Source organism: Streptomyces diacarni (genome assembly GCF_003323715.1).
Taxonomy (GTDB): domain Bacteria; phylum Actinomycetota; class Actinomycetes; order Streptomycetales; family Streptomycetaceae; genus Streptomyces; species Streptomyces diacarni.
Genome location: NZ_QOIN01000070.1, coordinates 38,235 through 64,627, shown reverse-complemented (window position 1 = coordinate 64,627; position 26,393 = coordinate 38,235). Strand labels below are relative to the sequence as shown.

At 70.9% G+C, this 26,393-nt stretch carries 24 protein-coding genes; 18 read left to right on the top strand and 6 right to left on the bottom strand.

Translation table 11 applies throughout. The annotated features are described in order from the left end of the window. Positions 1 to 254: 254 nt before the first annotated feature. Positions 255 to 1,724 carry a TerD family protein gene (locus tag DTL70_RS31385; RefSeq protein WP_114025414.1) on the top strand — a complete coding sequence of 490 codons (1,470 nt, stop codon included), beginning with the start codon at positions 255 to 257 and terminating at the stop codon, positions 1,722 to 1,724. A 109-nt stretch (positions 1,725 to 1,833) separates the two neighbouring features. Here the strand turns inward: DTL70_RS31385 and DTL70_RS31380 are convergent, their stop codons facing one another. Further along, the gene (locus DTL70_RS31380; protein ID WP_114025413.1) at positions 1,834 to 2,994 is read right to left on the bottom strand and encodes a glycosyltransferase; all 1,161 of its coding nucleotides are present in this window, start codon (positions 2,992 to 2,994) and stop codon (positions 1,834 to 1,836) included. A gap of 84 nt (positions 2,995 to 3,078) precedes the next feature. Here DTL70_RS31380 and DTL70_RS31375 point away from each other — a divergent pair, with 84 nt between their 5' ends. Both DTL70_RS31375 and DTL70_RS31370 read left to right on the top strand, forming a co-directional pair. Then, positions 3,079 to 3,879, top strand: a complete 801-nt coding sequence (locus DTL70_RS31375) for a glutamate racemase (protein ID WP_181861152.1) — start codon at positions 3,079 to 3,081, stop codon at positions 3,877 to 3,879. A 95-nt stretch (positions 3,880 to 3,974) separates the two neighbouring features. After that, the gene (locus tag DTL70_RS31370) at positions 3,975 to 4,616 is read left to right on the top strand and encodes a hypothetical protein (RefSeq protein ID WP_245980187.1); all 642 of its coding nucleotides are present in this window, start codon (positions 3,975 to 3,977) and stop codon (positions 4,614 to 4,616) included. On the opposite strand, the gene DTL70_RS31365 is transcribed toward DTL70_RS31370, so the two are convergent. Then, on the bottom strand, positions 4,617 to 5,258 hold the full coding sequence (locus DTL70_RS31365; protein WP_114025411.1) for a class I SAM-dependent methyltransferase: 642 nt from the start codon (positions 5,256 to 5,258) through the stop codon (positions 4,617 to 4,619). It lies immediately after the preceding gene. Positions 5,259 to 5,370: 112 nt separating this feature from the next. Between DTL70_RS31365 and DTL70_RS31360 the strand changes: the two genes are divergently transcribed. After that, complete coding sequence (locus tag DTL70_RS31360) at positions 5,371 to 5,853, top strand: NUDIX hydrolase (RefSeq protein ID WP_114025410.1); 483 nt, start codon at positions 5,371 to 5,373, stop codon at positions 5,851 to 5,853. A gap of 14 nt (positions 5,854 to 5,867) precedes the next feature. Here the strand turns inward: DTL70_RS31360 and DTL70_RS31355 are convergent, their stop codons facing one another. After that, a complete protein-coding gene (locus DTL70_RS31355) occupies positions 5,868 to 6,467 on the bottom strand; it encodes an ester cyclase (protein WP_220183684.1) in 600 nt (199 codons plus the stop codon). Positions 6,468 to 6,473: 6 nt separating this feature from the next. On the opposite strand from DTL70_RS31355, the gene DTL70_RS31350 reads away from it, so the two are divergent. Together DTL70_RS31350 and DTL70_RS31345 are read left to right on the top strand one after the other, a co-directional pair. After that, on the top strand, positions 6,474 to 6,806 hold the full coding sequence (locus DTL70_RS31350; RefSeq protein WP_181861156.1) for a hypothetical protein: 333 nt from the start codon (positions 6,474 to 6,476) through the stop codon (positions 6,804 to 6,806). A gap of 150 nt (positions 6,807 to 6,956) precedes the next feature. Further along, the gene (locus DTL70_RS31345) at positions 6,957 to 7,598 is read left to right on the top strand and encodes an SMI1/KNR4 family protein (RefSeq protein WP_114025407.1); all 642 of its coding nucleotides are present in this window, start codon (positions 6,957 to 6,959) and stop codon (positions 7,596 to 7,598) included. 42 nt (positions 7,599 to 7,640) lie between these two features. Here DTL70_RS31345 and DTL70_RS31340 read toward each other — a convergent pair whose 3' ends face one another. Both DTL70_RS31340 and DTL70_RS31335 read right to left on the bottom strand, forming a co-directional pair. Beyond that, positions 7,641 to 7,937, bottom strand: coding sequence for a hypothetical protein (locus DTL70_RS31340; RefSeq protein WP_147266849.1), 297 nt, complete (start codon positions 7,935 to 7,937; stop codon positions 7,641 to 7,643). Between the two features lie 888 nt (positions 7,938 to 8,825). Next, complete coding sequence (locus DTL70_RS31335) at positions 8,826 to 9,371, bottom strand: TetR/AcrR family transcriptional regulator (protein ID WP_114025405.1); 546 nt, start codon at positions 9,369 to 9,371, stop codon at positions 8,826 to 8,828. A 234-nt stretch (positions 9,372 to 9,605) separates the two neighbouring features. On the opposite strand from DTL70_RS31335, the gene DTL70_RS31330 reads away from it, so the two are divergent. The 8 genes from DTL70_RS31330 (at position 9,606) to DTL70_RS31285 (ending at position 18,764) form a co-directional block, all read left to right on the top strand. Continuing rightward, positions 9,606 to 10,799 (top strand): MFS transporter, encoded by a 1,194-nt coding sequence (locus tag DTL70_RS31330; protein WP_114025404.1) that lies wholly within the window; start codon positions 9,606 to 9,608, stop codon positions 10,797 to 10,799. A gap of 503 nt (positions 10,800 to 11,302) precedes the next feature. Beyond that, complete coding sequence (locus DTL70_RS31320) at positions 11,303 to 12,649, top strand: MFS transporter (protein WP_114025403.1); 1,347 nt, start codon at positions 11,303 to 11,305, stop codon at positions 12,647 to 12,649. A 12-nt stretch (positions 12,650 to 12,661) separates the two neighbouring features. Then, positions 12,662 to 13,624, top strand: a complete 963-nt coding sequence (locus DTL70_RS31315; RefSeq protein WP_114025402.1) for a nuclear transport factor 2 family protein — start codon at positions 12,662 to 12,664, stop codon at positions 13,622 to 13,624. Between the two features lie 393 nt (positions 13,625 to 14,017). Beyond that, entirely contained in the window at positions 14,018 to 15,154 is a 1,137-nt protein-coding gene (locus DTL70_RS31305) for a cupin domain-containing protein (RefSeq protein WP_114025400.1), read from the top strand. Next, the gene (locus tag DTL70_RS31300) at positions 15,151 to 15,894 is read left to right on the top strand and encodes an alpha/beta fold hydrolase (protein WP_114025399.1); all 744 of its coding nucleotides are present in this window, start codon (positions 15,151 to 15,153) and stop codon (positions 15,892 to 15,894) included. The genes DTL70_RS31305 and DTL70_RS31300 overlap by 4 nt, the downstream gene beginning before the upstream one ends. Before the next feature lie 31 nt (positions 15,895 to 15,925). Next, positions 15,926 to 17,248 carry a histidinol dehydrogenase gene (hisD, locus tag DTL70_RS31295; protein ID WP_114025398.1) on the top strand — a complete coding sequence of 441 codons (1,323 nt, stop codon included), beginning with the start codon at positions 15,926 to 15,928 and terminating at the stop codon, positions 17,246 to 17,248. After that, positions 17,245 to 18,009, top strand: coding sequence for an SDR family NAD(P)-dependent oxidoreductase (locus DTL70_RS31290; RefSeq protein ID WP_114025397.1), 765 nt, complete (start codon positions 17,245 to 17,247; stop codon positions 18,007 to 18,009). The genes hisD and DTL70_RS31290 overlap by 4 nt, the downstream gene beginning before the upstream one ends. Beyond that, positions 18,006 to 18,764: an HpcH/HpaI aldolase family protein gene (locus DTL70_RS31285; protein WP_245980186.1), complete on the top strand. Its 759-nt coding sequence runs from the start codon at positions 18,006 to 18,008 to the stop codon at positions 18,762 to 18,764. The genes DTL70_RS31290 and DTL70_RS31285 overlap by 4 nt, the downstream gene beginning before the upstream one ends. Before the next feature lie 138 nt (positions 18,765 to 18,902). Here the strand turns inward: DTL70_RS31285 and DTL70_RS31280 are convergent, their stop codons facing one another. Then, complete coding sequence (locus DTL70_RS31280; RefSeq protein ID WP_114025395.1) at positions 18,903 to 19,907, bottom strand: LacI family DNA-binding transcriptional regulator; 1,005 nt, start codon at positions 19,905 to 19,907, stop codon at positions 18,903 to 18,905. Positions 19,908 to 20,566: 659 nt separating this feature from the next. On the opposite strand from DTL70_RS31280, the gene DTL70_RS31275 reads away from it, so the two are divergent. The 4 genes from DTL70_RS31275 (at position 20,567) to xdhC (ending at position 26,382) form a co-directional block, all read left to right on the top strand. Further along, positions 20,567 to 21,019, top strand: coding sequence for a nucleoside deaminase (locus DTL70_RS31275; RefSeq protein WP_114025394.1), 453 nt, complete (start codon positions 20,567 to 20,569; stop codon positions 21,017 to 21,019). Between the two features lie 653 nt (positions 21,020 to 21,672). Next, a complete protein-coding gene (locus tag DTL70_RS31270; protein ID WP_114025393.1) occupies positions 21,673 to 23,157 on the top strand; it encodes a xanthine dehydrogenase small subunit in 1,485 nt (494 codons plus the stop codon). Then, positions 23,154 to 25,571, top strand: a complete 2,418-nt coding sequence (xdhB, locus tag DTL70_RS31265) for a xanthine dehydrogenase molybdopterin binding subunit (RefSeq protein ID WP_114025392.1) — start codon at positions 23,154 to 23,156, stop codon at positions 25,569 to 25,571. The genes DTL70_RS31270 and xdhB overlap by 4 nt, the downstream gene beginning before the upstream one ends. Next, the gene (gene xdhC, locus DTL70_RS31260) at positions 25,564 to 26,382 is read left to right on the top strand and encodes a xanthine dehydrogenase accessory protein XdhC (protein ID WP_114025391.1); all 819 of its coding nucleotides are present in this window, start codon (positions 25,564 to 25,566) and stop codon (positions 26,380 to 26,382) included. The genes xdhB and xdhC overlap by 8 nt, the downstream gene beginning before the upstream one ends. Positions 26,383 to 26,393 lie beyond the last annotated feature (11 nt).

Genomic DNA, 26,393 nt, shown 5'->3' with positions numbered 1-26,393 from the left:
CCGTGTTGACACGCGGTCAGGCATGGCGAGACGGCTCGTTCCCGCCTGTCTCCTGATACGGGCGCGCGGGAGGAGAAGCTGACAGAAGCATAAGCCCACCGGCAATGCCCCCAAACGCCCCTGCCCGAACAAGTTGTTCGACTTTCGCGGGCTGCGGCGAGAAGAGCGCGGAGGGGCTTCGGCGGGCGCGGACGCGTGCAATAGGTTGGAAGGGACCGGAACGCGGGGCCCACCGAGCCCGAGGGGGAGTGGCTATGACGATGCGCAAGGGGACCAACGTCCCCGTATCCGCTGCGATGGTCCGGATCGAGCTGGGCTGGTCGTCAGGACCGCTCGCGCCGGACGTCGACGCGTCGGCACTCCTGCTCGACTCGCACGGCAAGGTCCGCTCCGACGCGGACTTCGTCTTCTACAACCAGCCCCGGCACTCCTCGTCGGCAGTGCACCACGAGGGCAAGAACCCGATAGGTGAGGCCTGCACCGACGCGCTGACCGTCGACCTCGCACGCGTCGAACCGGAGATCGACCGCATCGTCATCGCGGCCTCCGCCGACGGCGGCAGCTTCGGCCAGGTGCAAGGGCTGTACGTACGCCTGCTGGAGGCCGAAGCCCCCGGAACCCCGGCCACCGGGCCGGAGATCGCCCGCTTCGACCCGGTCGACGCCGCCGCCGAGACCGCTTATCTGCTGGGGGAGCTCTACCGCAGGCAGGGCGCGTGGAAGTTCCGCGCCGTCGGTCAGGGGTACGACAGCGGCCTGGCCGGTCTCGCCACGGACTTCGGCATCAGCGTCGACGAGCCGTCCGCCGCGGGCGGTGCGCCCGCCCCGGCCGGCAACGGCGCGCCGCTGCACCCGCACAGCGCCCCCACCCCGCACGTGCCGGAACCCCCCGGGGTGCGGGCGCCCGGCCTGCCGCAGGGCCCCGGTGCGCCGAGCACCCCCGACCTGCCGACCCCCTCGGTCCCCGGTCCGACGGCGGACGCACCCCCAGCACCGCCCGCCCCCTCCATGCCCCCGGCCCCCGCGCCCTCGGCTCCGACACCGCCGGCACCTCAGCCCGCGCCCGCCGCCCCCGCCGCGCCCGTGCGGCTGAGCAAGGTGACGCTCACCAAGGAGGCGCCGTCCGTCTCCCTGACCAAGCAGGGCGGCACCTCGGGCGCCATGCGGGTCAACCTCAACTGGACGACCCAGGCCCAGCAGCCCAAGGGGCTGGCCGGACGGCTGAGCAAGGCCATGGGCGCGCTGACGGGACCCGACCTGGACCTGTGCGCCCTCTACGAGCTGGCCGACGGCCGCAAGGGCGTCGTGCAGGCGCTCGGCAACTCCTTCGGCTCGCTGCACCGGCCGCCCTACATCCACCTCGACGGCGACGACCGCACCGGCGCCGTGGAGACCGGCGAGAACCTGACGCTCAACCTCGACCACGCGGCCGAACTGCGGCGCGTCCTCATCTTCGTCACCATCTACGAGGGCGCGCGCAGCTTCGCCGGGCTGCACGCCACCGTCACCCTCAGGCCGCAGCACGGCGCGCCCGTCGACTTCTCCCTCGACGAGTGCACCATCCCCTCCACCGTGTGCGCCCTCGCCCTGATCAGCAACGAGAGCGGCGAGTTGATGGTGCGTCGCGAAGCGCGCTACCTGGTGCCGCAGCGGGGCATGAGTCCTCAGCGCACCGTCGATCAGGAGTACGGCTGGGGCATGCAGTGGACGCCGGGGCGCAAGTGACGGGGGTCCGGCGCGCGGCACGGCGTCGCGGCCGCGGGGAGCGCCTGTCCGCACCGGAAGACCTGTCCGCCCCGGAAGAGCGGAGGCCGACCGGTCGAGGGAGGCGCCGTCAGCCGTAGGTGCGGCCCTTCCACGCGGCGCCCCGGCCCCGATAGTGCTGCACCGCCGAGTCGACGGTCATCGCCAGGTAGAGCGCGGCCGTCACCGGGAGCAGGAGCGCGAGCCACAGCGGCTGGCCGTAGTAGCGCAGCATCGGCAGGTACGTCAGCGTCATCAGCAGCCACGCCGCCCCACCCACCGGCGACCCCGCGCACGCCCACACCGGCGGCACCAGATACACCAACACCAGCCCCACCACGGTGCCGACCAGCAGCAGCGGGTTGTTGAGCAGCTGCGCGTAGGCGCTGCGCGAGACCATGCGCCACAGCGGCCGCAGGCCCGCGTACGGGCGCACACTCGTCACCGAGTCCGCGAGGCCCAGCCAGATCCGGCCCCCGGCGCGCTTGACGGCGCGGCCCAGCGTCACGTCGTCGATGACCGCGTCCCTGATGCTGTCCGGCACCCGGGCCCGCACCGCGGTCTCGGTCCGCAGCAGCGCGCAGCCCCCCGCCGCGGCCGCGGTACGCGCCGTGGGCCTGTTGACCCAGCGGAACGGGTACAGCTGCGCGAAGAAGTACACGAAGGCCGGCACGATCATCCGCTCCCAGCCCGTACGCACCCGCAACCGCGCCATCTGCGACACCAGGTCGAGCCGCCCGGCGAGCGCCCCGCGCACCAGACGGCGCAGCGAGTGGGGACCGTGCGCGATGTCGGCGTCCGTCAGCAGCAGGAACTCCGGCGCCTGGCCACCGGTGCTGTGGCCCGCCCGCGCGTGGGCGATCCCGCACCGCAGAGCCCACAGCTTGCCCGTCCAGCCCGGCTCCGGCTCCCCGGGGGAGAGCACCGTCAACGGCAGGGCGTCCGGCGTGCGTTCCGCGAGCGCGCGGGCGAGCCGCCCCGTACCGTCCGTGGACCCGTCGTCCACCAGCAGGATCTCCGCCCGCCCCGGGTAGTCCTGCGCCAGCAGCGACGGCAGACTCACCGGCAGTACCTCGGCCTCGTCACGGGCCGGCACGACCACGGTGACGGACGGCCAGCCGGCGGGCTCCTCGGCGGGCGTGGGCGGCATCCGCACGTCGGTCCGCCAGAAGAAGCCCTGCCCCAGCAGCAGCCACACCCACGCGGCCAGCGAGGCGAGCGGAACGGCGGAGGTCCAGGTGAGGGTGGTCATCGAGCGGCAGTCTGCCGCACGCGGGCCGTCGGGGGCACCATGACGAGCCGGGTCCGCGGAGCCGATCGATTACAGTTGTTCACCGTGAAGATCGCGCTCATGGACTCCGGTATCGGCCTGCTCGCCGCCGCGGCGGCGGTACGCCGCGCACGCCCCGACGCCGACCTGGTCCTCTCGCTCGACCCCGACGGAATGCCCTGGGGGCCCCGCGACGCGGAGGGCATCACCGAGAGAGCCCTCCTGTGTGCCCGCGCGGCCGCCGCGTACGAGCCCGAGGCCCTGATCGTGGCCTGCAACACCGCCTCCGTGCACGCGCTGCCCACCCTCCGGGCCGAACTGGAGCCCGCGCTGCCGGTGATCGGCACCGTCCCCGCCGTCAAACCCGCGGCCGCGGCCGCCGCGACGACCGGAAGCCGTGTCGCCATCTGGGCCACGCCCGCCACCACGGGCAGCTCCTACCAGCAGCAGCTGATCGAGGAGTTCGCGAACGGCGCCGACATCACCGGCGTCCCCTGCCACGGTCTCGCCGAAGCCATCGAGAACGGCGACGAACAGCTCATCTCGGCGGCGGTCGAGGCCGCGGCCGAGCGCACGCCCGCCGAAGCGCGGACCGTCGTCCTCGGCTGCACCCACTACGAACTGGTCGGCGAGCGTATCCGCGAAGCCCTCGGCGGCTCCGGCTCCGGCGGGCCCGCGCTCCAGGGCTCCGCCGTCGCCGTCTGTGCGCAGGCGCTGCGCCGAGCGGGCATCTCCCCCGACCCCGGCGCCGCACCCACCGGCGGCCTCACGGTGCTGCACAGCGGCAGGACCAGTACCCTCCCCGCCGCCGCGCTCACCTACGCGGAGGGCCGCCTGCTGGTCCCCGCACCGGCCGCGCGCCGCTGACGGCCTCACGCCCCGTATACACCCCTTCGGGGGCTTTGCGGACGGCTCGGCTCCACGGGCTGCCCCCGCCGCGCCGCGGGAGTACGCTGCCGAACATGACGGATCTGCCCCGCGACGGCGCGCCCCCCGCCGAAGGTGGCGCCGGATTCCGCGGCCCCGACGACACCCCTCTCGCACCCCTCGCCCCACCCGCGCCCCTGGCGGACTCCGCCTCGGGCGCGAGAGCCGAGGGGTGGACAGGACGGGCCACCAGCCGCCTCCAGTGGGGGCTCGCCGCCCTGGGAGCCGGCTGCCTGGCGCTCGGTATCGAGCTCGCCGTCGACACCAGCTGGTCGGGCGGTCTCGTGCCGCTGGTCATGTCGGTCGTCGGCTGCGTCGCCGCCGGGCTGCTGATCCTCTTCGGCACGCTGGCCTTCGTCCACGTCGAGGTCACCATCGACGAGGACAGCCTCCAGGTGCGCTGCGGCCACGCCGGCGTGCCGCGACGGCGGATTCCCCTGCGGGACGTCGTCGCGGCCGACCACGCGCCCACCGTCACCCCACGGCACTGGGGCGGCTGGGGCTACCGCTGGCGCCCCGGGATGGGCACGGCGGTGGTGATCCGGCGCGGCGAGGGCGTCGTCCTGCGGCTGGGGGACGGCCGTGTCTTCACCGTCACCGTGGACGACGCCGAGGCGGCCGTCCACCACATCCGCGCCCGCCTCGCCGTACTGCGGCCTGATCCCGGCCCCACCTGATCACGAGCCCGAGCGCAGCAGGAGATGCCCGCGACGGAACCGTTCTCCTTCGCCCGGCTCCCGCAGCATCCGGCCGACCTCGGTGAAGCCCGCCTCGCCTGCCAGGCCCGCGAGGCCGTCGACCGGCCACCGGTAGGCCGTCGTCACCTTGTGGTCGAACGCCGTGGTCGGCTCTCCTTCCGACTCGAAGAAGGCGAGCAGCAGCGCTCCGCCGGGCGCGAGTACCCGACGGAACTCCTCGAAGTACGCGGGCAGGTCCCGCGGTGGGGCGTGGATGACCGAATACCAGGACACGATGCCCCGCAACCGGCCGTCGCCCACGTCCAGGGCCTCCATGGCACCGAGCTCGAACCGCAGGTCCGGGTACGCCTCGCGGGCGAGAGCGAGCAGCGCGGGCGACAGATCGACGCCGAAGACGTCCAGCCCCAGATCCCGCAGGTGCGCCGTGAGGCTCCCCGGGCCGCACCCCAGCTCGGCCACGGGCCCCGGCCCCGCGGCCCGCACGGTCTCGGCGAAGGCGGCGAGCACCGCACGGTCCAGCGGGAACCCATCGAGCGCGTTGCGGGCGAGGTCGGCGTAGACAACGGCGACGGCGTCGTAGGCGTCGGCTGTCACACGGTGGTACGAGGAAGGTTCCGTCACAGGCGAGGACACTAGAGCCTTTCCGGCACGCTGACGACCGGATACCGCACCTGCCGCACGGGGCTCGCCTCCTCGCACGGCCGTGGCGCCGACCGCGTCGTAGGGTCGGTGTATGGCCACTCCTGACTTCATCCGTGACCTGCGACTCTCCGCGGGACACCAGCTGCTGTACCTGCCGGGTGTCACCGCGGTCGTCTTCGACGACCGGGGGCGGGTGCTGCTGGGCCGGCGTGCCGACACCGGTACGTGGTCGGTGATCGGCGGCATCCCGGAGCCGGGCGAGCAGCCCGCGGACTGCGCGGTGCGGGAGGTCTTCGAGGAGACGCACGTGCGGTGCGTGCCGGAGCGGGTCGTCTCCGTCCACGGCATCGAGAAGCCCGTCACCTATCCGAACGGCGACGTCTGCCAGTTCATGGACATCACCTTCCGCTGCCGTGCGGTCAGCGACGACGCCCGCGTCAACGACGACGAGTCGCTGGAGGTGGGCTGGTTCGGCCTGGACGCGCTGCCGCCCCTCGCGGACTTCGCCGTCTTCCGGATCAAGCAGGCCACGCAGGAAGGACCCGCCTGGTTCGAGGGCATGCCGAAGGCGTAGCCGGGGCGGCCCCGTCAGACGAACCCGTCCGGCGGGTCGTCGCACAGGAGTCGGGCGAGTACGTCGAACTCGTTGAACAGCGTCCACTCCTCGGTGATCCGGCCCTGTGAGAGGTAGAGCTGGGTGAGCCCCCACAGGTGGACACGGCGGCCGGTGGGCCGGCCGTAGAGCGCGTGGCCCCGGTGGGTGCCCACCGCCGTCCAGCGCACCGAGACCCGGTAGCCGTCGGCCTCGTTGCCCATCCAGTAGACCTCGTCGACCTGGTGGCCGAGGTCGGGAAACGTCGCGAGCAGGGCGCGGGCCATGCCGCGCACGTCCGCACGGCCGTAACCTGTCCGGTTGGTCGGCCCGTACCAGCGCACGTTGGGCGCGTACGCCCGGTCGACGGCGCTCAGGTCGCGCCGGTTGTAGACGTCGTGGTACAGCGCCCGCACCAGGTGGTCAGGGTCGCACCCGGCTCCGTCCGCACGGCGCGGGTAGGGGAGGGGCTTGCGGCCGCCCGTGAGACGGTCGACGTCGCCCAACTGCCGTTCGGTGAGCGGGTTGAGGCCCCCTTCGTCGCCGAAGGCGCGGGCGGCCTCGCGCACGTCGATGCCCCGATCGCGGTCACCCAACTCGCCATGCGCCGCAGGACCGACGCGGCGGGCGAGACCCCCCAGGTACGGATGTGGCTGCACCCGTGGCTGACCCTCGCGACGATCGCCTTCATCGCCGCGGTCCTGCTCATCATGGCCGTCACCCCCGGCCACCGGCTCGAACTGTGGCTCTCCCTGACCCTGTCCGCCATCCTCGTCCTCGCGGGCCTGTACGTGCAGCGACGGCAACGACACCGACGCGTGTCCGACCGGCACGAGCACCCCGAGGGCGAGCGCGCACCCGGCCCGCACGCGCCGGGGCCGGACGGCGCGCGAGGCGACCGTCCGGCCACCTCGCCCACCGGGTCAGCGCGCTGAGCCCGTCGAGGGACACCTGCGTGAGCTTGTAGAGGGTGGGCCACCCCCATCACCGCACTGCCGGGCTTTGTCCACGAGTTCGTGCCAACGCCCTGGGAAGGTTCAGCCGGCGCAGCCGGTCTTGTCAGACCCGCCGTTTATCGTCTGCCCATGACATCGACAGATCTCGTTCTGTTTGATCAGGCATGGGCCCGGTTCGAGTCGTGGCTGGCCACCCAGTCGCCAGCGGATCACACCGCACTCCGATCGCCGGCAACGGCTGCTGAGATTGCTGAGCTGGAGAAGCAGCTGGGCTTTGCCCTTCATCCTGAGCTCAGAGGGCTGCTGGAGCGGCGGAACGGTGTTGCCGAGCCCGAGCCGAACAGCGGACCCGAGCCAGGAGTTTTCCCGGCTGGCAGCATTCTGCCGCTGGGCCATCGGCTCAGCTCGACGGCTGAGATCGCATCAGTGCATGAGATTCTCGTGGACATCGGCGAGGACAACACCGAGGTCGATCTGTGGGGTGAAGACGACCTTGCCGGCCATCTGCATCTCTGTGTGCCGTTCGCACTGCCCAACGACGGAGGTGTCGCGTTCGTCGACCACCGGCCCGGGCCCACGTATGGGCACGTGTATGAGATGGGTATCGGCTCCGGTGATCTGGAAGGCACTCTCTGGGGCTCAAGCCTGACCGAGTTCATCCGTGCTGTGACGGACGCGCTGGAGACGGGCACCCCGTTCAAGCACTACTGGCCGGCCACCTTCGAGCACTCTTCCGGCAGGACCTGCATCAAATGGGAGATTCGTTCGTAGATCAGATCCCTGGCGCGGACTTGGGACGTTGCCGAGGGATACCTAGAGCTGGCGGGGACGTGGAAGGCAGGGGCTGACTCGTTTGGCGATGAGTGTGGTGATGCCTTCGGGGTTGCCGAGCCGGGACTCGATCTCCGCGGATGAAGTCTTGACGGTCTTCGTGAGCCAGATGCGGCTCGTGCCACGAAGGGGGCTCTCGGTAGGAAAGCGCTGGTGGAACTCGGCGATGCTGCGCGCGGAGACGGAGAAGTCATCGCTGATCGTCAGTTTCCTCCAGCGGGTAGATGCGAATACGTGGGCCGGCGCGACGCGTTCGGGGAACCCGGCTGCTGTCAGCAACGGGGCCTTCCTGTCCGGCTCGACTTCCGACCCCTTTGACTCGGACCAGGTCATGAAGGAGTTCGGCGTGTGCCGATTGTCCTGCCCTCGGACAGCCGGAAACCGGCGCTCGGGCCCGGTCGAGCCGGCGTACTCCGCTCGATGTCCTCCGTCGACACTTCATACGCATTCACCTGGGCCTCCGGAACGACGCCGACCAGCCACGGCAACCGTAAACACGAGGGAGACGGCGTACCCGCAGATGTCCGGCCTTGACGGAGACGTCAGCTCACTTGCCGGGAGATCTCCGAGGCTGCCGGGACATCACAGAGACAGGACACCAATGCCGGTTTCGATGAGGGTGCCGGTGAACGTCAGCCGGTCGGCAACGGCTGCTCAGAGACGGGTCGGTGAAGGTCTTGTCCCAGCGGCCGAAGGACTCGTACGAGACGATGGCGACAGGTCGACGTGGCCATAGCGGGCATCCCCTGTTCAACCGCTTCTCATCAGCGGCTGCAGAACCACCTCAACGCAGAAGCTGGGGTCGATCAGTCCTGGATCCGTGAGCACCGCGGTTCGTCTGCCACAGCGCAAGGCCTCGCGGAGTGGCGGCAGTACATCGAAGGAGCGAACCAGTCTCCTGCCCCACACTTCTGTCGTGTCGTCCGGTCCGAGACGCAGATCGTCGGCTATCTCTGCGGCCACCGGGACGAGTCGGTCACTCTCGGTCCGATATACACGGGATGCCGAAGACGGCCGGTGCGTGGGCGCGCCTGCGCCCGCGGAGGTGCAGGCGAGGCGCGGGTGACAGGGGCCGCCGTGCCGCACGGTCGGGGACTGTCCGTTCCCCTGACCGCCGAGGCGGCGCGCACCTGCTGTCCTGCTGCTCCGGGCTCCCGCATCGCCGCGTCAGCTGGACGCGGTGATGCGGGCGATCGCCTCGATGGTCAGGGCCCGCTCGTGGGGCTGGGTTTCGAGAGCGCGGTGGAGGGACAGCCCTTCGATGAGGGCGTCGAGCTGACGCGCCGTCGAGGGGTCGAAGTACCGCTGCAGGGCCTGCCGGCTGCTGTGCATCCACGCGCGGGTCAGCTCTCGGTAGGCCGGTTCCCGGGCCGCCAGGGTGTACAGCTCGTGGGTGAGCACGAGTTCTCTCTCGTTGCCGTCCGAGAGGCGGTGCACGAGGTCGGCGACGGCCTTGCGGGCCTCGTCCGGGGTGGTGGCGGTGGCGAGGTGTTCCTCGAAGAGCGCGATGATGGTGCCGGAGAAACTGGTGAACGCCTCGCGGAGCAGTTCGTCACGGTTGTGGAAGTGATAGGTCATCGAGCCGAGTGGTACGCCCGCTCGGGCTGCCACCTTGCGGTGGGAGACGCCCGCGACACCCTCCTCGGCGATGAGGTCGAGCGCGGCGCTGATGATGCGCTCACGACGTTGGGGATCAACGCGTCCGGTTGCCAAGGGTCCTCCTGTTGCGGGGAGCGGGTCTACGGGCAGGATCATCCCTGGCGAGCACGCGGTCCGGCAGAACCTGCCGACGGCCTGACCCGCCCACGCCGGCGGCACCGCGCTCCAGAGCGCCGGTTCGGGGTCGGTGTGCGAGGCAGCACCGGTCACATGGTCCGCTAGCGTACGCTCGTACGCACCGCAGTGTACGATCGTACGCTCCTGCTGTCGTGCGATTGCCGAGGCTCCATGGCCCCTTCACTCCGACACTGGCGCACCTCCCTGTTCGTCCTCACTCTCGCCACCGGCATCGGGATGGCCTCTTGGATCGCGCGTACTCCGGCGATCCGGGACTCCCTGGCGGTCTCCAGCGCAGGCATGGGATTGGTCCTCTTCGGGCTCTCCGCCGGGTCCATGACGGGCGTACTCCTCTCCAGCGGGATGGTGCGGCGGGCCGGGGGGCGGGTCACGCTGCTCGTGAGTGCCGTCCTCATGGTGGCAGGACTGGCCGTCGTCGCCGGTGCCGCCACCGGTGCGCAGGCCCCTGGCGTCTTCTTGGGCCTGGCGCTGTTCGGAGCGGGTGTCGGTCTCGGCGAGATCGCCCTCAACATCGAGGGCGCCGCCGTCGAACACCACCTGAGCCGGCCTGTTCTCCCTATGCTGCATGGCGGCTTCAGTCTGGGTACCGTCGTGGGCGCTGGGCTGGGGATGGCGCTGACCGCGTGGCGGTTCCCCGTCGTCTGGCATCTGTTGGCGGCGACGGCGGTGGTCGCCGCCGCATCCGTGTGGGCGATACGCGGAATACCGGCCGGGACGGGCAGGGCGGCGGGCGACCCGGACGAGGCGAGGCGGTCGGGCCGGCGGGCCCAGTTGCGGGTATGGCGCGACGGGCGGCTCGTGTTGATCGGCGTCATCGTTTTGGCCATGGCCTTCGTCGAAGGATCCGCCAACGACTGGCTACCGCTGTTGATGGTGGACGGGCACGGCACCAGTGCCACCGGTGGCTCGCTCACCTACTTGCTCTTCGCCGCCGCGATGACCTGTGGCCGCCTGGCCGGAAACGCTCCCTTGGCCCGTTACGGCCGGACTGTCGTCATCCGCGCCGGCGCTCTCGTCGCGGCAGCCGGTCTCGCCCTGGTCATCTTCTCCTCCAGTGCGGTTCTCGCCGGCGCGGCCGTCGTCCTGTGGGGCCTCGGCGCGGCCCTCGGTTTCCCTGTCAGCGTGTCCGCTGCCGGGGACGACGAGACGGACGCCGCGGCCAGGGTGGGCGCGGTCGCCACCGCCGGATACGCGGCCTTCCTCGTCGGCCCACCCCTCCTCGGCTTCCTCGCCGAACACGTCGGACTGCGCACGGCCATGGCCGCCGTCCTCGTCCTGTTGGTGACCGCCTCCTTGTTCGCCGGCGCCATGCGGCCACGCCACACGCCCAGTGCCGTGCGGTGATCCGTCCGAGCCCGGCAGCGCCACCAGGCTGGTGCGGGCTCGGCTCGGCACAACAGGTTCCCCCGCTCCTGCCGATCCCTCGCGACCTCTACCGATGAGTGTGAGCGGCACGGCCCGTTCCCGCGCCTCACTCGCGACTCGCGCGTACCTCGGTGCCGTCGCTGTGGGGGCAGCACCTTAACCGGCGAGCCGACACGATGGTGGGACAGCACGACCTCGCTGCGCCCCTTCGTCCTGTCCTTTTCTCCGCAGCCGTAGCCGGACCCATACCCATACCCATACCCATACCCGTAGCCGGGCCCGTGGCCGTAGCCGGAGGTCGCTGGCGAGGGTGGCCGTCGGCTCTCGCCACTCGTCCGGCCACATCAGGTACGCGTGCGTCCAAGCCTTGACCCAGCGTTCGGCACCTCTTACGGTGCTCGCGTTGGCATACGTATTCATGCCAAGGGGAGGGACTGACGTGGTCCGGCGCGCAAGCCGGCCGTGATGCAACGGGAGGACTCGTGACCGCGACCGCTACGGCCGCCGTCGAAGCAGGCGGCAGAACCCAGGCCACACCCGCCGAGGTCCGCAAGGCCATCTGGGCCGGCGGAATCGGCAATTTCGTGGAGCAGTTCGATTTCGCCGTGTACGGCTACCTGGCACCTCTGATGGCTCCGGTCTTCTTTCCCGAGACCGACCCGTTGGCCAGCGTGCTGAGCACGTACGCGCTCTTTGCCATCTCCTTCCTCATCCGGCCCGTGGGAGGTTTGGTGTTCGGCCGGTTCGGCGACCGCGTCGGCCGGCGCAAGACGCTCTCGCTGGCGATCGTGTTGATGGGTGTCCTCACCGCGCTGATCGGTGTACTGCCTTCCTACGCGCAGGTCGGCTTCTTCGCCCCCGCGCTGCTGCTGGTGGTCCGCATCCTGCAGGGAGTGGTGCAGGGCGGCGAGTACGTGGGAGCCATCGCGTTCATCGTCGAATACGCCCCCGAGCGGAGGCGTGGCTTTTATGGCTCGTTTGTTTCGATGAGCGTTTTCCTCGGTCTGCTGGGCGGTGCCGGACTGTCGTCGTTGCTGACCACAGTCCTGCCGCATGAGGAGATGACCACGTGGGGCTGGCGGCTGCCGTTTCTCCTGGCGCTGCCGCTGGCGCTGACGGGTCTCCACCTCCGGCTCCGCATCAAGGAGACTCCGGAATTCGAGGCCGCCACACGCAGCGGTGACGAGGTCGTGCAAACCCCGCTGCGAGAGGCCCTCGTGTCGCAGTGGCGGGGCATCCTCGTCTTCTGCGGTGCGTCGATCACACTGGCCGTGCTGTCGTACGGCTGGGTGACCTACCTGCCCCAGTACCTGAGCGGCACACTGAAGGTCCCGCAGGGCGAGGCTTTCCTGTCCAACGTCATCTCGATCGCAGTTTTGGTGCCTCTGCTGCCGATGGCCGGGGCGCTTTCGGACAGGATCGGCCGCAAACCCATGCTGATAATCGGCGTACTCGCCTGCATTTTCCTGGTCCCCCTCGCTTTTCTGGTGCTGGAGGAGGGCACGTTCACCAGCGCGGTGCTCGGCCAGTTGATCTACATCGTCCCGGAGTTCTTCCTCACCGGCATCGTCACCGTGTGCGCGGCGGAGTTCTTCCCGACCAAGACCCGGTACAGCGCCAGTGCGATCGCGTTCAACAGTTCGTTCGCCATCTTCGCCGGTGCGACGCCCTTCATCGCGACCCTGTTGGTGTCGCGGTTCGGCACGGTCTACGCACTGTGGGGTTTCCTCGCCACGCTCGCGGTGTTCTCCCTCTTCGTCATTCTGCGTTTCATGCAGGAGACCTATCGCAGTGCGCTTTCCGACGACAAGTACGCAGCGCACAACTGAGCGAGGAGCGACATGTCCGAGCAGCCCACGTCGAGCATGGCGGGCACGGAATGGCATGACATCGTGGATTTCGTCGAGCGTTCGACCTACCGCATCTGGAACGAGCGCGAGGTGGACCTGATCACGCGGACCTACACGCCGCAGACGATCACGCACATGGACTCCGGTGACATGGTCGGTGTCGAGCACGTCGTCGAGGACACCGAGCGCGCGCTCGCCGGCAGGGAGGGCTTCCGCGGGCGTATCGACGAGACGATCTGGACGGGCAACGACCGGGACGGGTACCGCACGTCGATGCGCTGGACGTGGACCGCGCGCAACGCGGGCGACCCCGTCTTCGGTGGCCCCACCGGACGCTGGATCCGGGTCAGCGCCACGGCGAACTGCGCGGTGAAGGGGGAGAACTACGTCGAGGAGTGGAAGGCGTGGAACCCGGGCGCCCGTGCTGCCCAGTTGGGCATCGGCCTCGACGCCGCGGCGCGGATGTGGGGCAGTACGTCCACGGGCAAGCGACAGCCGGAGGGGCGTCCCGCGGCGGAGTTCGGCGTGCGGGTCCCCGCGATCCCCGCACGCGTGCACGGCTCCGGCGAACTCGTCCAGGACCATCTGACGGCCCTGTTCGGCAGGGGAGACGCAGAGCGGGTGTTCGCGGCCTACAGCAATGACGCGCGGCTCTCGGTCGGCACGTCGCGGACGTACCAGCACCTCGCGGGTATCAAGAACTACGTGGACGACTGGCTGCGGCTGATGCCCGAGAGGGAGTTCCGCATCGACGAGTTGTACTGGCTCGAGGACTTCAACCTCGACCGGGTGGCGGTCAGGTGGAACCTCGCCGGGACGGTGCCGACCCCACGCGGCGAGCGTGAGGTGTCGGTCATGGGCATCAACCACGTCCATGTGCACGGAGACAAGATCGTCGCGGAATTCGCGGAGTTCGACGAGCTGTCACTGCACCGCCAGATCACCGGCATGTGACAGGCGTGTAAGGCCTGTGAGGCGCGCGAGCGCGTACGGGCGCGGCCTGGCCGTGGGGCCCGGGTCGATGCGCTCGCCGCGGCACGTACTCCGCGCTGCCCTCACGTCGCAGCCCGAACCGGCGTCGAGGCTCCGCTGGTGACTGGTGACTGGTGACTGGTGACTGGTGACTGGTGACTGGTGACTGGTGACTGGTGACCGGTCACCGCCCCCGCATCGCCGCGGCCAGGTCCGGGCCGAGTGGGCAACCCGCGCCGCTGCCAGTGCGGCGCACGCGCGACGCTCACGAAGTCGCCGACCGCATCCCGCGATTGACAAACACGCGAAACGGGTTTTGCATGTGCTACATACGTATGCACACCGAGTAGGAAAGTGCAGCAGGAAAGGAGAACCATGACATCGCCTCTCGTCACTCAGGAGGAGCTCGACCGGCGGACCATCCGCCGCAGCGACTTCGTCTCGTGCAACCAGGCGTTCATCGACTGCCGTACGCCGGGCTCGGACCAGAAGGAGAACTACGCCATGGTCGGCCCGGGCGTCACACAAAGCTCCAGTCAGGTGGTGAACCTGCGTGAGCCGCACGGCTACAACATCGGAGCCGCCGCCATGCCGCACGGCATCACCAACAATCTGCACCTGCACTTCACCGCGGAGGTCTTCCTCTGCTTCCGGGGGGAGTACCTGCTGCGCTGGGGCGCCGAGGGGGAGGAGGGGGAGCTGACCCTGCGGGAAGGGGACATCGCCTCCGTTCCGACCTGGATCTTCCGCGGTTTCACCAACACGGGGCCCGACGACGGCTGGCTGTTCACCTGCCTGGGCCACGACGAGACCGGCGGCATCATCTGGGGCCCCACCGTGCTCCGCGAGGCCGAAGGGCACGGCCTCTACCTCACCTCGGACAACCAGCTCGTGGACACCGTCGCCGGTGAGCAGCTGCCGGACAGCGAGGAGCTGGTCCGGCCGATGGATCCGGCGGACATCGCGTCTCTCGTGGACTACTCGGCGGACGACATGCGCAGGTACGTCGCCACGCGGGACGACCTGGAGTGGTGCGACCGGGCGTTCCTCTGCGGCGTTGTACCGAGTGGGCGCGCGGAGCTCGCCCTGGTGATCGGATTCGGCATGACCGAGAACCGCCGCCAGGAGCCGCGGATCTACCACCCGCACGGGCACAACATCGCGTGGCTGCGCGCGGACCCGGGCGAGGGCCTGCTCACCCACCGCCACAGTGAGACCCAGGTGCTGATGGTGAAGGAGGGCGAGTGGGAGGTCCGTCTCAACCACCATGACGAGGTGACCGTGCGGCTCGGCCCCTGGGACATGTTGTCCGTGCCGGCAGGGGCCTGGCGTTCGATGCGCAACGTGTCGGACTCCCCGGCGACCATGGCCGTCGTGAACGGCGGTGACGGCCGGGTGCGCCTGGAGTGGGCGGACGAGGTCGTCAAGGCGGCCGCCGACGCCGGTGTCGCGCGCGATCACAACGGCTACCTCGCCCCGGCCCACCTCGTACCGGCATCGGCGCCTCGATGACAGGCCCGAGGACGGGGAGGGGGCCGCTCCCTTCGGTACTCGTCCCCGGCATGCTGTGCGACGCCGGGCTGTGGAGCGACGTCGAGCCGGCGCTGCCCGGGCCCGTCGTCCACGCGCGGATCACCGCCCCGTCCATAGCGGACATGGCCGAGGAGGTGCTCTCCAGCGTCGAGGGCGAGTTCGTGCTCGTCGGGCTGAGCCTCGGGGCGATCGTCGCGTTCGAGGTGGCCCGGCGGGCCCCCGAGCGACTGGCGGGCCTCTGCGCACTCTCGACCAACGCGAAGGCGCCGCGGCCCGGGCAACTCGCCGGCTGGCGGCAGCTGGCGGAGCGTGTCGAGGCAGGTGAGTTCGAGTCGGTGCTCACCGACCGGATCCTGCCCACGATGTACGCGGCTGCGGATCCCTCGGAGCCGCTGCGGGAACGGTTCCTCGGAATGGCGCGCCGCATCGGCCCTGACACCTTCCGCGCCCAGCTGGCGGCCCAGGCGACCCGCATGGACGCGCACGCGGCCGTAGCGGCGCTGGATTGCCCGGTGCTGGCGCTGTGCGGCGAACGCGACGCCCTGTGTCCGCCGTCGTTCCACCGCGAGGTCGCCCAGCGAGCAGCCGCCGGCTCACTCCGGGTGCTCGCCGACGCCGGCCATCTGCTCCCGCTGGAGCGCCCCGGTGAGACCGCCGCGTCGCTGCGCCACTGGCTCACCGACGTGGTCGGTACGCCGTCTGCCGCCACCTCTGACTGAACACTTCCGCACGTACCACCAGGAGCCCGCCATGCGAGAGTTTTTGAAGCGACCCGTTCCCAAGGAGAAGGCCGGTCAGGACTCCGGTCGGGTCGCCGACCGTGTCTCCGCGATCCTCACCGACGTCCGTGACCGGGGTGACGCGGCCGTCCGCACGTACTCCGAGCGGTTCGACAAGTGGTCGCCTGAGACGTTCCGCCTGTCGCCCGAGCAGATCGAGAAGATCGTCGCCGACGTTCCGCAGCAGGTGATCGAGGACATCGTCTTCGTCCAGGAACAGGTGCGCACGTTCGCCCGGCACCAGCGGGAGGCGCTGCGCGACATCGAGGTGGAGACACTGCCCGGGGTCCACCTCGGACACCGGCACCTGCCGGTGTCCGCCGCGGGCGCCTACGTACCCGGCGGACGGTATCCGCTGACCGCCTCCGCGCACATGACGATCGTGACCGCCAAAGTCGCCGGTGTGCCGCGGGTGGTGGCCTGCACCCCACCCATCAGGGGAGAGGTCCCGGCAGCCACCGTGGCCGCCATGCACCTGGCCGGGGCCGACGAGATCCACCTGCTCGGCGGGGTGCAGGCCGTCGCGGCGATGGCGGTCGGCACCGAGACGATCGACCGGGTGGACCTGCTCGCCGGCCCCGGCAACGCCTATGTGGCCGAGGCCAAGCGACAGCTGTTCGGCGAGGTCGGCATCGACCTGTTCGCCGGGCCCACCGAGATCCTCGTCGTGGCGGACGAGGCCGCTGACCCGTTCGTGGTCGCCGTGGATCTTCTCTCCCAGGCCGAGCACGGGCCCGACTCGCCCGCCGTGCTGGTCACGACCTCGGCGGAGCTGGGCAGGGCCGTGATCGAGCACATCGAGCGCCTGTTGCCCGGCATGCCGACCAGGGACTTCGCCGAGCCCGCGTGGCGCGACCACGGCGAGGTCGTGGTCGTGGACTCGCTGGACGAGGCGTTCGCGGTCGCCGACGGCTACGCGAGCGAGCACGTGGAGGTCCTCACCGAGAACCCGCGGCAGGCGCTGGAGAAGATGCGCGACTACGGAGCGCTGTTCCTCGGTGAGGGCACGTGCGTCAGTTACGGGGACAAGGTCATCGGCACCAACCACGTGCTGCCGACGCGGGGTGCCGCCCGCTACACCGGTGGCCTGTGGGTCGGCAAGTACCTCAAGACGGTGACCTACCAGGAGGTCACCGACACCTCCTCCAGCGCGCACCTGGGCGAGGTGTGCGGACGGGCGGCCCGCGTGGAGTTGTTCGAGGGGCATGCCCGTTCGGGTGACGTGCGGGCGGCCAAGTACGGGAACGCCGAGCTGCCCTGGGCACAGGGCGAACCGACCGGGACACAGCGGTGACGGCGCCCGTCGAGGGACGTACCGCACTGGTCACCGGGGGCGGTAACGGGCTGGGCCGTGCCATGTGCCAGGCACTCTCCGCCGCCGGGGCGAGGGTCATCGCGGTGGGCCGCACCCGCGCGACGGTGGAGGAGACCGCCGCCTCTCTCGCCGGGCCGGGCCGCGCGGCGACCTGCGACGTGGGCAGCCACGAGTCCGTGGCGGCCCTGGCGCGGGAACTCGCCGGCGAGGAGGTCTCCGTCCTCGTCAACAACGCGGGCGTCCCCGGGCCGGTCAAACCGCTGGTGGACATCGAGCCCGAGGAGTGGGACGGGGTCTTCGGCGTCAATGTCCGCGGCGTCTACCTGATGTGCCGGGCGTTTCTCCCGGCGATGATCGAACGCGGCCGGGGCGACGTGGTCAACGTCGCGTCGGTCTCGGGCAAGCGCCCGCTCGTGCGGCGTACGCCGTACTGCGCCTCGAAGATGGCGGTGCTCGGGCTGACCACCACCCTCGCGGGGGAGGCGGGGCCTGCCGGTGTGAACGTCAACTCCCTCTCTCCTGGGCCGGTCGGCGGGCCGCGGATGGAGCGGAACTTCCGGCTGGAGGCGGAGCGCACGGGCACCACTCCCAAGGCGGCGGAGGACGCCTTCGTCTCGCGCGCGTTGCTCGGGCGCATGGTCACCGAACAGGAGGTGGCGTCCGCGCTGGTCGCCATGTTGCAGATGCCGGGCCTGTGCGCGGCCGACATCGATCTGTCCGCGGGGATGGTGGCACGGTGAAGGACACGAATCCGGTGCCGCTCAAGGAGCGGCTGGCCGGCGGGGAGCGCCTCCTCGGCGGACTGCTGAGGCTGCCCGCAGGGCCGCTGGTGGAGATGGCCGGTGTCGCGGGGCTCGACTTCGTGGTGATCGACTGCGAGCACGGTCCCGCCGACGTCGTGCCCCTGCAGCAGCACATCCAGGCAGCCGCGGCCCACGGGCTTCCCGTGCTGATCCGCGTCGGCACCGAGGAACCTTCCCTCGTCCTGCGGGCACTCGACGCGGGGGCCCAAGGCGTCATCGTGCCGCACGTGGACAGCGCGGACCACGCCCGCAGGGCGGTGGCCTGGGCGCACTACCCTCCGCGGGGGGAGCGGGGCTTCGCCACCTACAGCCGGTCCGGGCGTTTCGGCGAGGCGGGCATCGCCGAGCACCTGGCGCACGCCGCCGCCACCACGGTGGTCGTGCCGATGCTGGAGACGCCGCAGGCGTGTGCGGCGGCCGGTGAGATCCTGGCGGTTTCGGGCGTGGACGCGGTGCTCGTCGGCCCCGCGGACCTGTCGGTCGCGATGGGGCTGACGGGCGGTGCGGCCGAACCGCAGGTGCGCGGTGCCACGCAGCAGGTCGTCGAGGCGGCGAAGCGGTCCGGCAAGCCGATGGTGACGATCGTCAACTCGACACAGCAGGCTGCCGCCGCGCCCCCGGGGGCCGTCCTCTACAACCTCACGCACGTCCTGATGCGGACTCTGCGTGCGCTCAGCACGCCGGAGCGGTAGCTGACGTGCGCTCTCTCCGGCGGCCGACCGGTGTGCCGTCCTCGACGGCACACCGGCAAGCGCACATTCCCCGCCCGCACCCCGTGCCCGAAGGGGAAGCGGCGACATCGGACGAACGGGGCCCGCGGTCGCGGTGCCTCAGTCCGCTCGGGCGGCCGCGTGGGTGCCGCGCAGCGCCAACTGTGGCGGGAAGACGACGCGCTCCGCCTCTCCCTCGCCGCCCTCAGCGATGCGCTGCACCAGCAATCTGGCCGCCGTACGGGCCATCTCGTGCATGTCGTGGCGGACGGTGCTGAGCCGGAAGCTCTCCCAGCCGGCCATGGGAATGTCGTCGAAGCCGAAGACGGTGAGCTCGTCCGGCACGGTGACCTGCGCGGCGAGAGCCGCGTTGAGGGCGCCGATGGCCACCACGTCGTTGCCGCAGAAGACGGCGGTCGGGCGTGGCCGCAAGGCCAGCAGTTCGCTGAGAGCGGCGTACCCGGTGGCGAACTCGAAGGGGCCTCGGAACACCGCCTCCTCGGCCAGGCCGATCCCGGCCTCCGCCAGCGCGAGGCGGAACCCCAGCTCACGCTCCTGCCCGGTGGTGGTGTTACGCGGGCCGAAGATGCCGGCGATGCGGCGGTGGCCGAGTGCGACGAGCTCCCGGGCCACCAGTTCGCCGCCGTTGGTGTTGTCCACGACGGCGACGGGTGGGCCCGAGATCCCCGTCTCGCGGTTGAGGAAGACGAACGGGAGGCCGCGCCGGGTGAGTTCGGCGGGGAGAGCGGACTCGGTCGTCGCCGTCGTCAGCACCACGCCGTCGACCGACTGCCCCAGCAGGCGCTCGGTGGCCACCGCGTCCTCGGACCGCTCGGTGAAGAGCATCATGCGGTAGCCGCAGCGTTCCAGTTCGTCGTGGAGCGGGGCGACCAGGTGGGGGTAGAACGGATTCGTCAGGTCGGTGACCACGACGCCGACCCGGCGCGTGGCGCGGGTGGACAGGCTGCGGCCCGTCTCGCTCGGCACGTAGTTGAGCGCCTCGGCTGCCTGCCGCACGCGCTGCCGGGTCTCCTCGGACACGCGGGGGTCGCCCCGCAGGGCTCGCGACACCGTCGGTTGTGACACACCGGCCAGCCGTGCGACGTCAATGCTGGTGATCGCCACGGCCGTGCCTCCCGTATGTCTGCGTCTTCGGCTGCTCAGCATACGTCGGAACACACCCATGGACGTGCGGGGGTGAGGCCGTCAAGGCACGGGGACAGGTCCGTCCCGACCGCCGGCATACATACGTAGAGCCACCGGTGGCCCGACGGGCCCGTCAGGGCGTGCGGCGAGGCGCCCGCCTCGGCGTGGCGGGGCCGAGGGGAGCGACGCGGCGGTGGACCAGTGGCCCCTGCCGGCCAGGCATGCCCGTACTCCGGCCCTACCCGGGCGTGTGAGGGCGCGCTTGGTGCCGGCCTTCCGGCAGCGGCGTTGGCCAAGTGCGACAACGCGAGCCGACCCGCTCTTCGTAGAGTCCTACGAAGAGCGGGTCCCTGCCTGCGAAAGTCTTCATGTCTTCCACCTCTGGCTGACGTCACACGAGGGGCGGTGTACTCCTCACACAAGCTGAACGAAGGCGTCGAGGCGCGCTGACTCCCCGCGGGTGCCGTCGGACGAGCCGAGCTCGCGACCGCACGTGTGGAACCCGCCGGCTGCCCTGGCCGTGCGGTGTCCCGCACGGCCGAGGCAGCCGGGGAGTCCCCGCCGTCTCCGAACCGAAAGAAGCGACCGTGACTGCGCAGACCCAAGAAGCGAACACCCAAGATCGCGAGCGTGCCTGGATGGGCGAGGCGATCAGGCTGGCCACCGACAGCGTGGCGAACGGCGGCGGTCCGTTCGGTGCCCTGGTCGCCAAGGGCGACGACATCATCGCGCTCGGGAACAACCAGGTCACCGCGGCTCTGGACCCGACGGCGCACGCCGAGGTGAGTGCGATGCGTGCCGCCTGCAAGCAGCTCGACACCTTCTCACTCGAGGGCTGCGTCCTGGTCACCTCGTGCGAGCCGTGTCCGATGTGCCTCTCCTCCGCGCTGTGGGCGCGGGTCGACCGGATCGTCTTCTCCGCCGACCGGCACGACGCCGCGGTCGCCGGTTTCGACGACCGCAAGTTCTACGACCTGTTCGAGAAGCAGCCGACGTCGATGTGGCCGGTGCACGTCGAGCAGCTGGACCTGCCCCACCGCACGGCGCCGTTCGACGCGTGGCTGGCCAAGTCCGACCGCGTCGACTACTGACTGCCCGCTCCGCCGCGCCTCACCTGCCGGGGCCGGTCACCCGTATCGGGGGGCCGGCCGCCCGCGCGGAACATCGCACGTGCCGGCACGAAACCGCGCCGCGGCAAGGGGAGTTGCTCTGAGGCGCGACGCACCGCGCACCGGCGTAGGGGAAACTCCGGGCACCGGCGTACGGGAAACACCGGGCACCGCGTACGGGAACTCCGGGAGGCCCGGCGCCGGGTCTCTTTGGACGATAGGCCAATCCACGAGGAGGCTTTCGATCAGCTCGTCAGAGCTTCCTCTGAGTCCGACACTCGTTTTCCCAGGTCGGGTTGACTGGCGGGTCTGCGGCAACTTAGCTTCGAGCACACCGACCCCTAGGCGGCCAGAAGGAGGCGAAGTCGGATGTCCACTCTCTCCGACCTGCAGCGCCTCGCTCAGCGGACCGCCTGGGTTCCGGGTCGCGTAGCACACGGCTGCTGAGCAGCCCCCTTCCTCCCGGCGCGCCCGTACAGCGGCCCCGGCGTCTTCCGCTCTTCGTCATCGCCTGCGGCACGCCGTTCCGTGCCGATCCGCGCACCCGGTTCCCCAGCCGCGCCACCGAAAGAGAAAGCCACTGAAATGGCGACTAGGATCATCAGTACGACCGCGCACCGAAATGAGGATGTGTCATGGTAGCGGCGCGGGCCACGGTCAATGGGAAGGTCACCCCGATTTCCCCGGCCGCACCCCATACATCGGTTCTGGATTTCCTGCGTGAGCGCGGGCTCACCGGAAGCAAGGAAGGCTGCGCCGAGGGCGAATGCGGCGCGTGTTCGATCCTGGTGGCCCGTCCGGGGGTGAACAAGCCGACCGACTGGGTGGCGGTCAACGCCTGCCTGGTTCCGGCCGCGGCCCTCGACGGGCAGGAGATCGTCACCTCCGAGGGACTCGCCACCGCGGGCGAACCCGGCACGCCGCCCACGCTGCACCAGGTGCAGGAGGAGATGGCGCTCCGCGGCGGCTCCCAGTGCGGTTACTGCACACCGGGCTTCGTGTGCAGTATGGCCGCCGAGTACTACCGGCCCGACCGCTGCGCGCACGCGGGCACGGACCCGGCCGAGGGAGAAGCGGCCGGCACGCCCGACGCCGAGCACGGTCCCAACGGGTTCGACCTGCACGCGCTGAGCGGAAACCTGTGCCGCTGCACCGGTTACCGCCCGATCCGCGATGCCGCGTTCGCCCTCGGCGCGCCCACCGAGGACGACCCGCTGGCACAGCGCCGCGAGCAGTCTCCGCCCGCACCTGTCGCCACCGAGTACGCCCAGGGCGAGAGCGTGTTCCTGCGTCCTGGCACGCTGAGCGAGGCGCTGCGGGTGCTGCGCGAGCGGCCCGAGGCGGTGCTGGTCGCCGGAAGCACCGACTGGGGTGTGGAGGTGAACATCCGCTCCCGCCGGGCGGAGTGCGTGGTCGCCATCGACCGGCTGCCCGAACTGCGGGGCCTGAGCGTCGAGTCCGACCACATCGAGATCGGCGCGGCACTGACGCTCACCGAGATCGAACGCCGGCTCGACGGCCGCGTCCCGCTGCTGGCGCAACTGTTCCCGCAGTTCGCCTCCCGGCTGATCCGCAACGGCGCGACCCTCGGCGGCAACCTGGGCACCGGCTCGCCCATCGGGGACAGCCCGCCCGTGCTGCTCGCGCTGGAGGCGTCGGTGGTGCTCGCCGACGCCGACGGTGAGCGCGAGGTCCCGCTCGCGGACTACTTCACCGGCTACCGGCAGAGCGTGCGCCGTCCCGGCGAACTGATCCGCGCGGTGCGCGTCCCGCTGCCGCTGTCGCCCCTCGCGGCCTTCCACAAGATCGCCAAGCGGCGTTTCGACGACATCTCCAGCGTGGCGGTCGCCTTCGCGCTGGACATCGAGGACGGCCTCGTCCGCAAGGCGCGCATCGGGCTGGGCGGCGTCGCCGCCACGCCGGTCCGCGCCCTGGCCACCGAGGCGGCCCTGGAGGGCAAGCCGTGGGTGCGGGAGACCGCCGAGGCCGCCGCCGAGGTGCTGCGGGCCCAGGGCACTCCGATGAACGACCACCGGGCCAGCGCCGAGTACCGCTCCGCGATGCTCGGCCAGAGCCTGCTGAAGCTGCACGCGGAAACCACTGAGGCGGTGTCGGCATGAGCCATCTGTCCGAGCGTCCCGAAGCACCTGTCGTCGGCGTACCGATGCCGCACGAGAGCGCCAGTCAGCACGTCACCGGTACCGCGCTGTACACCGATGACCTGGTCCACCGCACCAAGGACGTGCTGCACGCCTACCCCGTCCAGGTCATGAAGGCGCACGGCCTGATCACCGCGCTGCGCACCGAGGCCGCGCTGGCCGTGCCCGGTGTGGTCCGGGTGCTGACCGGCGCCGACGTGCCCGGCGTCAACGACGCGGGGATGAAGCGCGACGAGCCGCTCTTCCCCGACGAGGTCATGTTCCACGGCCACGCGGTCGCCTGGGTGCTCGGCGAGACCCTGGAGGCGGCCCGGCTCGGCGCGGCGGCCGTCGAGGTGGAACTCGACGAACAGCCCTCCCTGCTCACCCTCCAGGAGGCGATCGCGGCCGACAGCTTCCACGGCGCGCAGCCGGTGGTGGTCACCGGCGACGTGGAGGCGGGCTTCGCCGACTCCGCGCACGTGTTCAGCGGCGAGTTCCAGTTCTCCGGTCAGGAGCACTTCTACCTGGAGACACACGCGGCGCTGGCGCAGGTCGACGAGAACGGGCAGGTGTTCATCCAGAGCAGCACCCAGCACCCGTCGGAGACCCAGGAGATCGTCGCGCACGTGCTGGGCCTCCACAGCCACGAGGTGACCGTGCAGTGCCTGCGGATGGGCGGCGGCTTCGGCGGCAAGGAGATGCAGCCGCACGGGTTCGCGGCGGTCGCGGCGCTCGGCGCGAAGCTGACCGGGCGTCCGGTCAGGTTCCGCCTCAACCGGACGCAGGACCTGACGATGTCCGGCAAGCGGCACGGGTTCCACGCCGAGTGGAAGATCGGCTTCGACGCGGACGGCCGCATCCAGGCGCTGGAGGCCCGCCTGACCGCGGACGGCGGCTGGAGCCTCGACCTGTCCGAGCCGGTGCTGGCCCGCGCGCTGTGCCACATCGACAACACGTACTGGATCCCCAACGCGCGCGTCGCCGGCCGCATCGCCAAGACCCACGCGGTCTCCAACACCGCCTTCCGCGGCTTCGGCGGACCGCAGGGCATGCTGGTGATCGAGGACATCCTGGGCCGCTGCGCGCCGCGGCTCGGGCTGGACCCCATTCAGCTGCGCGAGCGCAACTTCTACCAGCCAGGACAGGGCCAGACGACTCCGTACGGGCAGCCGGTGACGCAGCCCGAGCGGATCTCCACCGTCTGGCAGCAGGTCCACGAGGACGGCGGTCTCGCCGACCGCAAGCGCGAGATCGCGGCCTTCAACGCCGCGCACCCGCACACCAAGCGGGCCCTCGCGCTCACAGGCGTGAAGTTCGGCATCTCCTTCAACCTCACCGCCTTCAACCAGGGCGGCGCGCTGGTGCTGATCTACAAGGACGGCTCCGTCCTGATCAACCACGGCGGCACCGAGATGGGCCAGGGCCTGCACACCAAGATGCTGCAGGTGGCCGCGACCACGCTGGGCATCCCGCTGCACAAGGTGCGGCTGGCCCCGACGCGTACCGACAAGGTGCCCAACACCTCGGCGACCGCCGCCAGTTCCGGAGCCGACCTGAACGGTGGCGCGGTGAAGGACGCCTGCGAGCAACTGCGTCAGCGGCTGCTCCAGGTGGCCGCCTCGCAGCTGGGTGCGAACGCCTCCGACGTGCGCATCGTCGAGGGCGTCGCGCGCGCTCTGGGCAGCGACAAGGAGCTGGCCTGGGACGAGCTGGTGCACACCGCGTACTTCCAGCGGGTGCAGTTGTCGGCGTCCGGCTTCTACCGCACCGAGGGGCTGCACTGGGACGCGAAGACTTTCCGGGGTTCGCCGTTCAAGTACTTCGCCCACGGCGCCGCGGCGACCGAGGTGGAGGTCGACGGCTTCACCGGCGCGTACCGCATCCGGCGGGTGGACATCGTGCACGACGTCGGCGACAGCCTCTCCCCGATGATCGACATCGGTCAGGTCGAGGGCGGCTTCGTGCAGGGCGCGGGCTGGCTGACCCTGGAGGACCTGCGCTGGGACACCGGCGAGGGACCCCACCGCGGCCGGCTGCTCACCCAGGCGGCCAGCACCTACAAGCTGCCGAGCTTCTCGGAGATGCCCGAGGAGTTCAACGTCACGCTGCTGGAGAACGCCGCCGAGGAGGGCGCGGTCTACGGCTCCAAGGCGGTGGGCGAGCCCCCGCTGATGCTGGCGTTCTCGGTACGGGAGGCGTTGCGGGAGGCCGCGGCGGCGTTCGGTCCCGCCGGGGTCAGCGTGGAACTCGCCTCGCCCGCGACGCCGGAGGCGGTGTTCTGGGCGGTCGAAGCGGCCCGCGGCGGTGCCGCACAGCGCGGCGGTCACGTGCGGCACGACGCTCGTGACGGCGGCGCGGTCCGCGCCGGCGTGAGCGCCCTGAGCAATGCCTGACACGACCTGGTTGGCCGCGGTCGCGCGGTTGCGGGCACGCCGGGAACCCGGCGTGCTGGTGACCGTCGCGACCGTGCGCGGTCACGCGCCCCGCAGGGCCGGTGCCAAACTCGTCGTGGGGCGGGCCGGTGCCTGGGGCTCGATCGGCGGCGGCAACATCGAGGCCGTGGCCATCGACCGGGCCCGCGAGCGGATCGGCACCGACGATCCGGAGCCCGAACTGATGGACTTCGCCCTCAACGACAAGGTCACCAACCGGCACGGCGTGCAGTGCTGCGGCGGAGCCGTCACCGTACTGCTCGAACCGCTGCCCGTGGTGCCCGCAGTGGCGATCTTCGGTGTCGGGCACGTCGGTCTCGAACTGGCGCGCGTCCTGGCCCGCCACAGCCTCGACCTGCACCTGGTCGACACCCGCACCGACATGCTCACCGACGAACGGCTCGACGTGCTCGCGGACGCGGTGGCGCAGATCCACGTGCACCACAACCCGCTGCTCCCCGAGGAGGCGCTGGCGGAGCTGGCGCCCGGCACCCACGTGCTGATCATGACCCATGACCACGCCGAGGACGCGGCGCTGGCCGACGCGGCCCTGCGCACCACGGGACTCGGTTCGATCGGCCTGATCGGCTCGGCCGCCAAGTGGTCGCGGTTCCGGCAGCGCCTGGCCACCGAGGGCGGTCACGACGACGCCGCGATCGACCGGATCAAGACCCCGATCGGCCTGAGCGAGATCACCGGCAAGGAGCCCGCCACGATCGCGGTGAGCGTCGCGGCGGACCTGCTGCGGACCTTCGAGGCGGACCGCCGCTGAGCGCCTCGCGC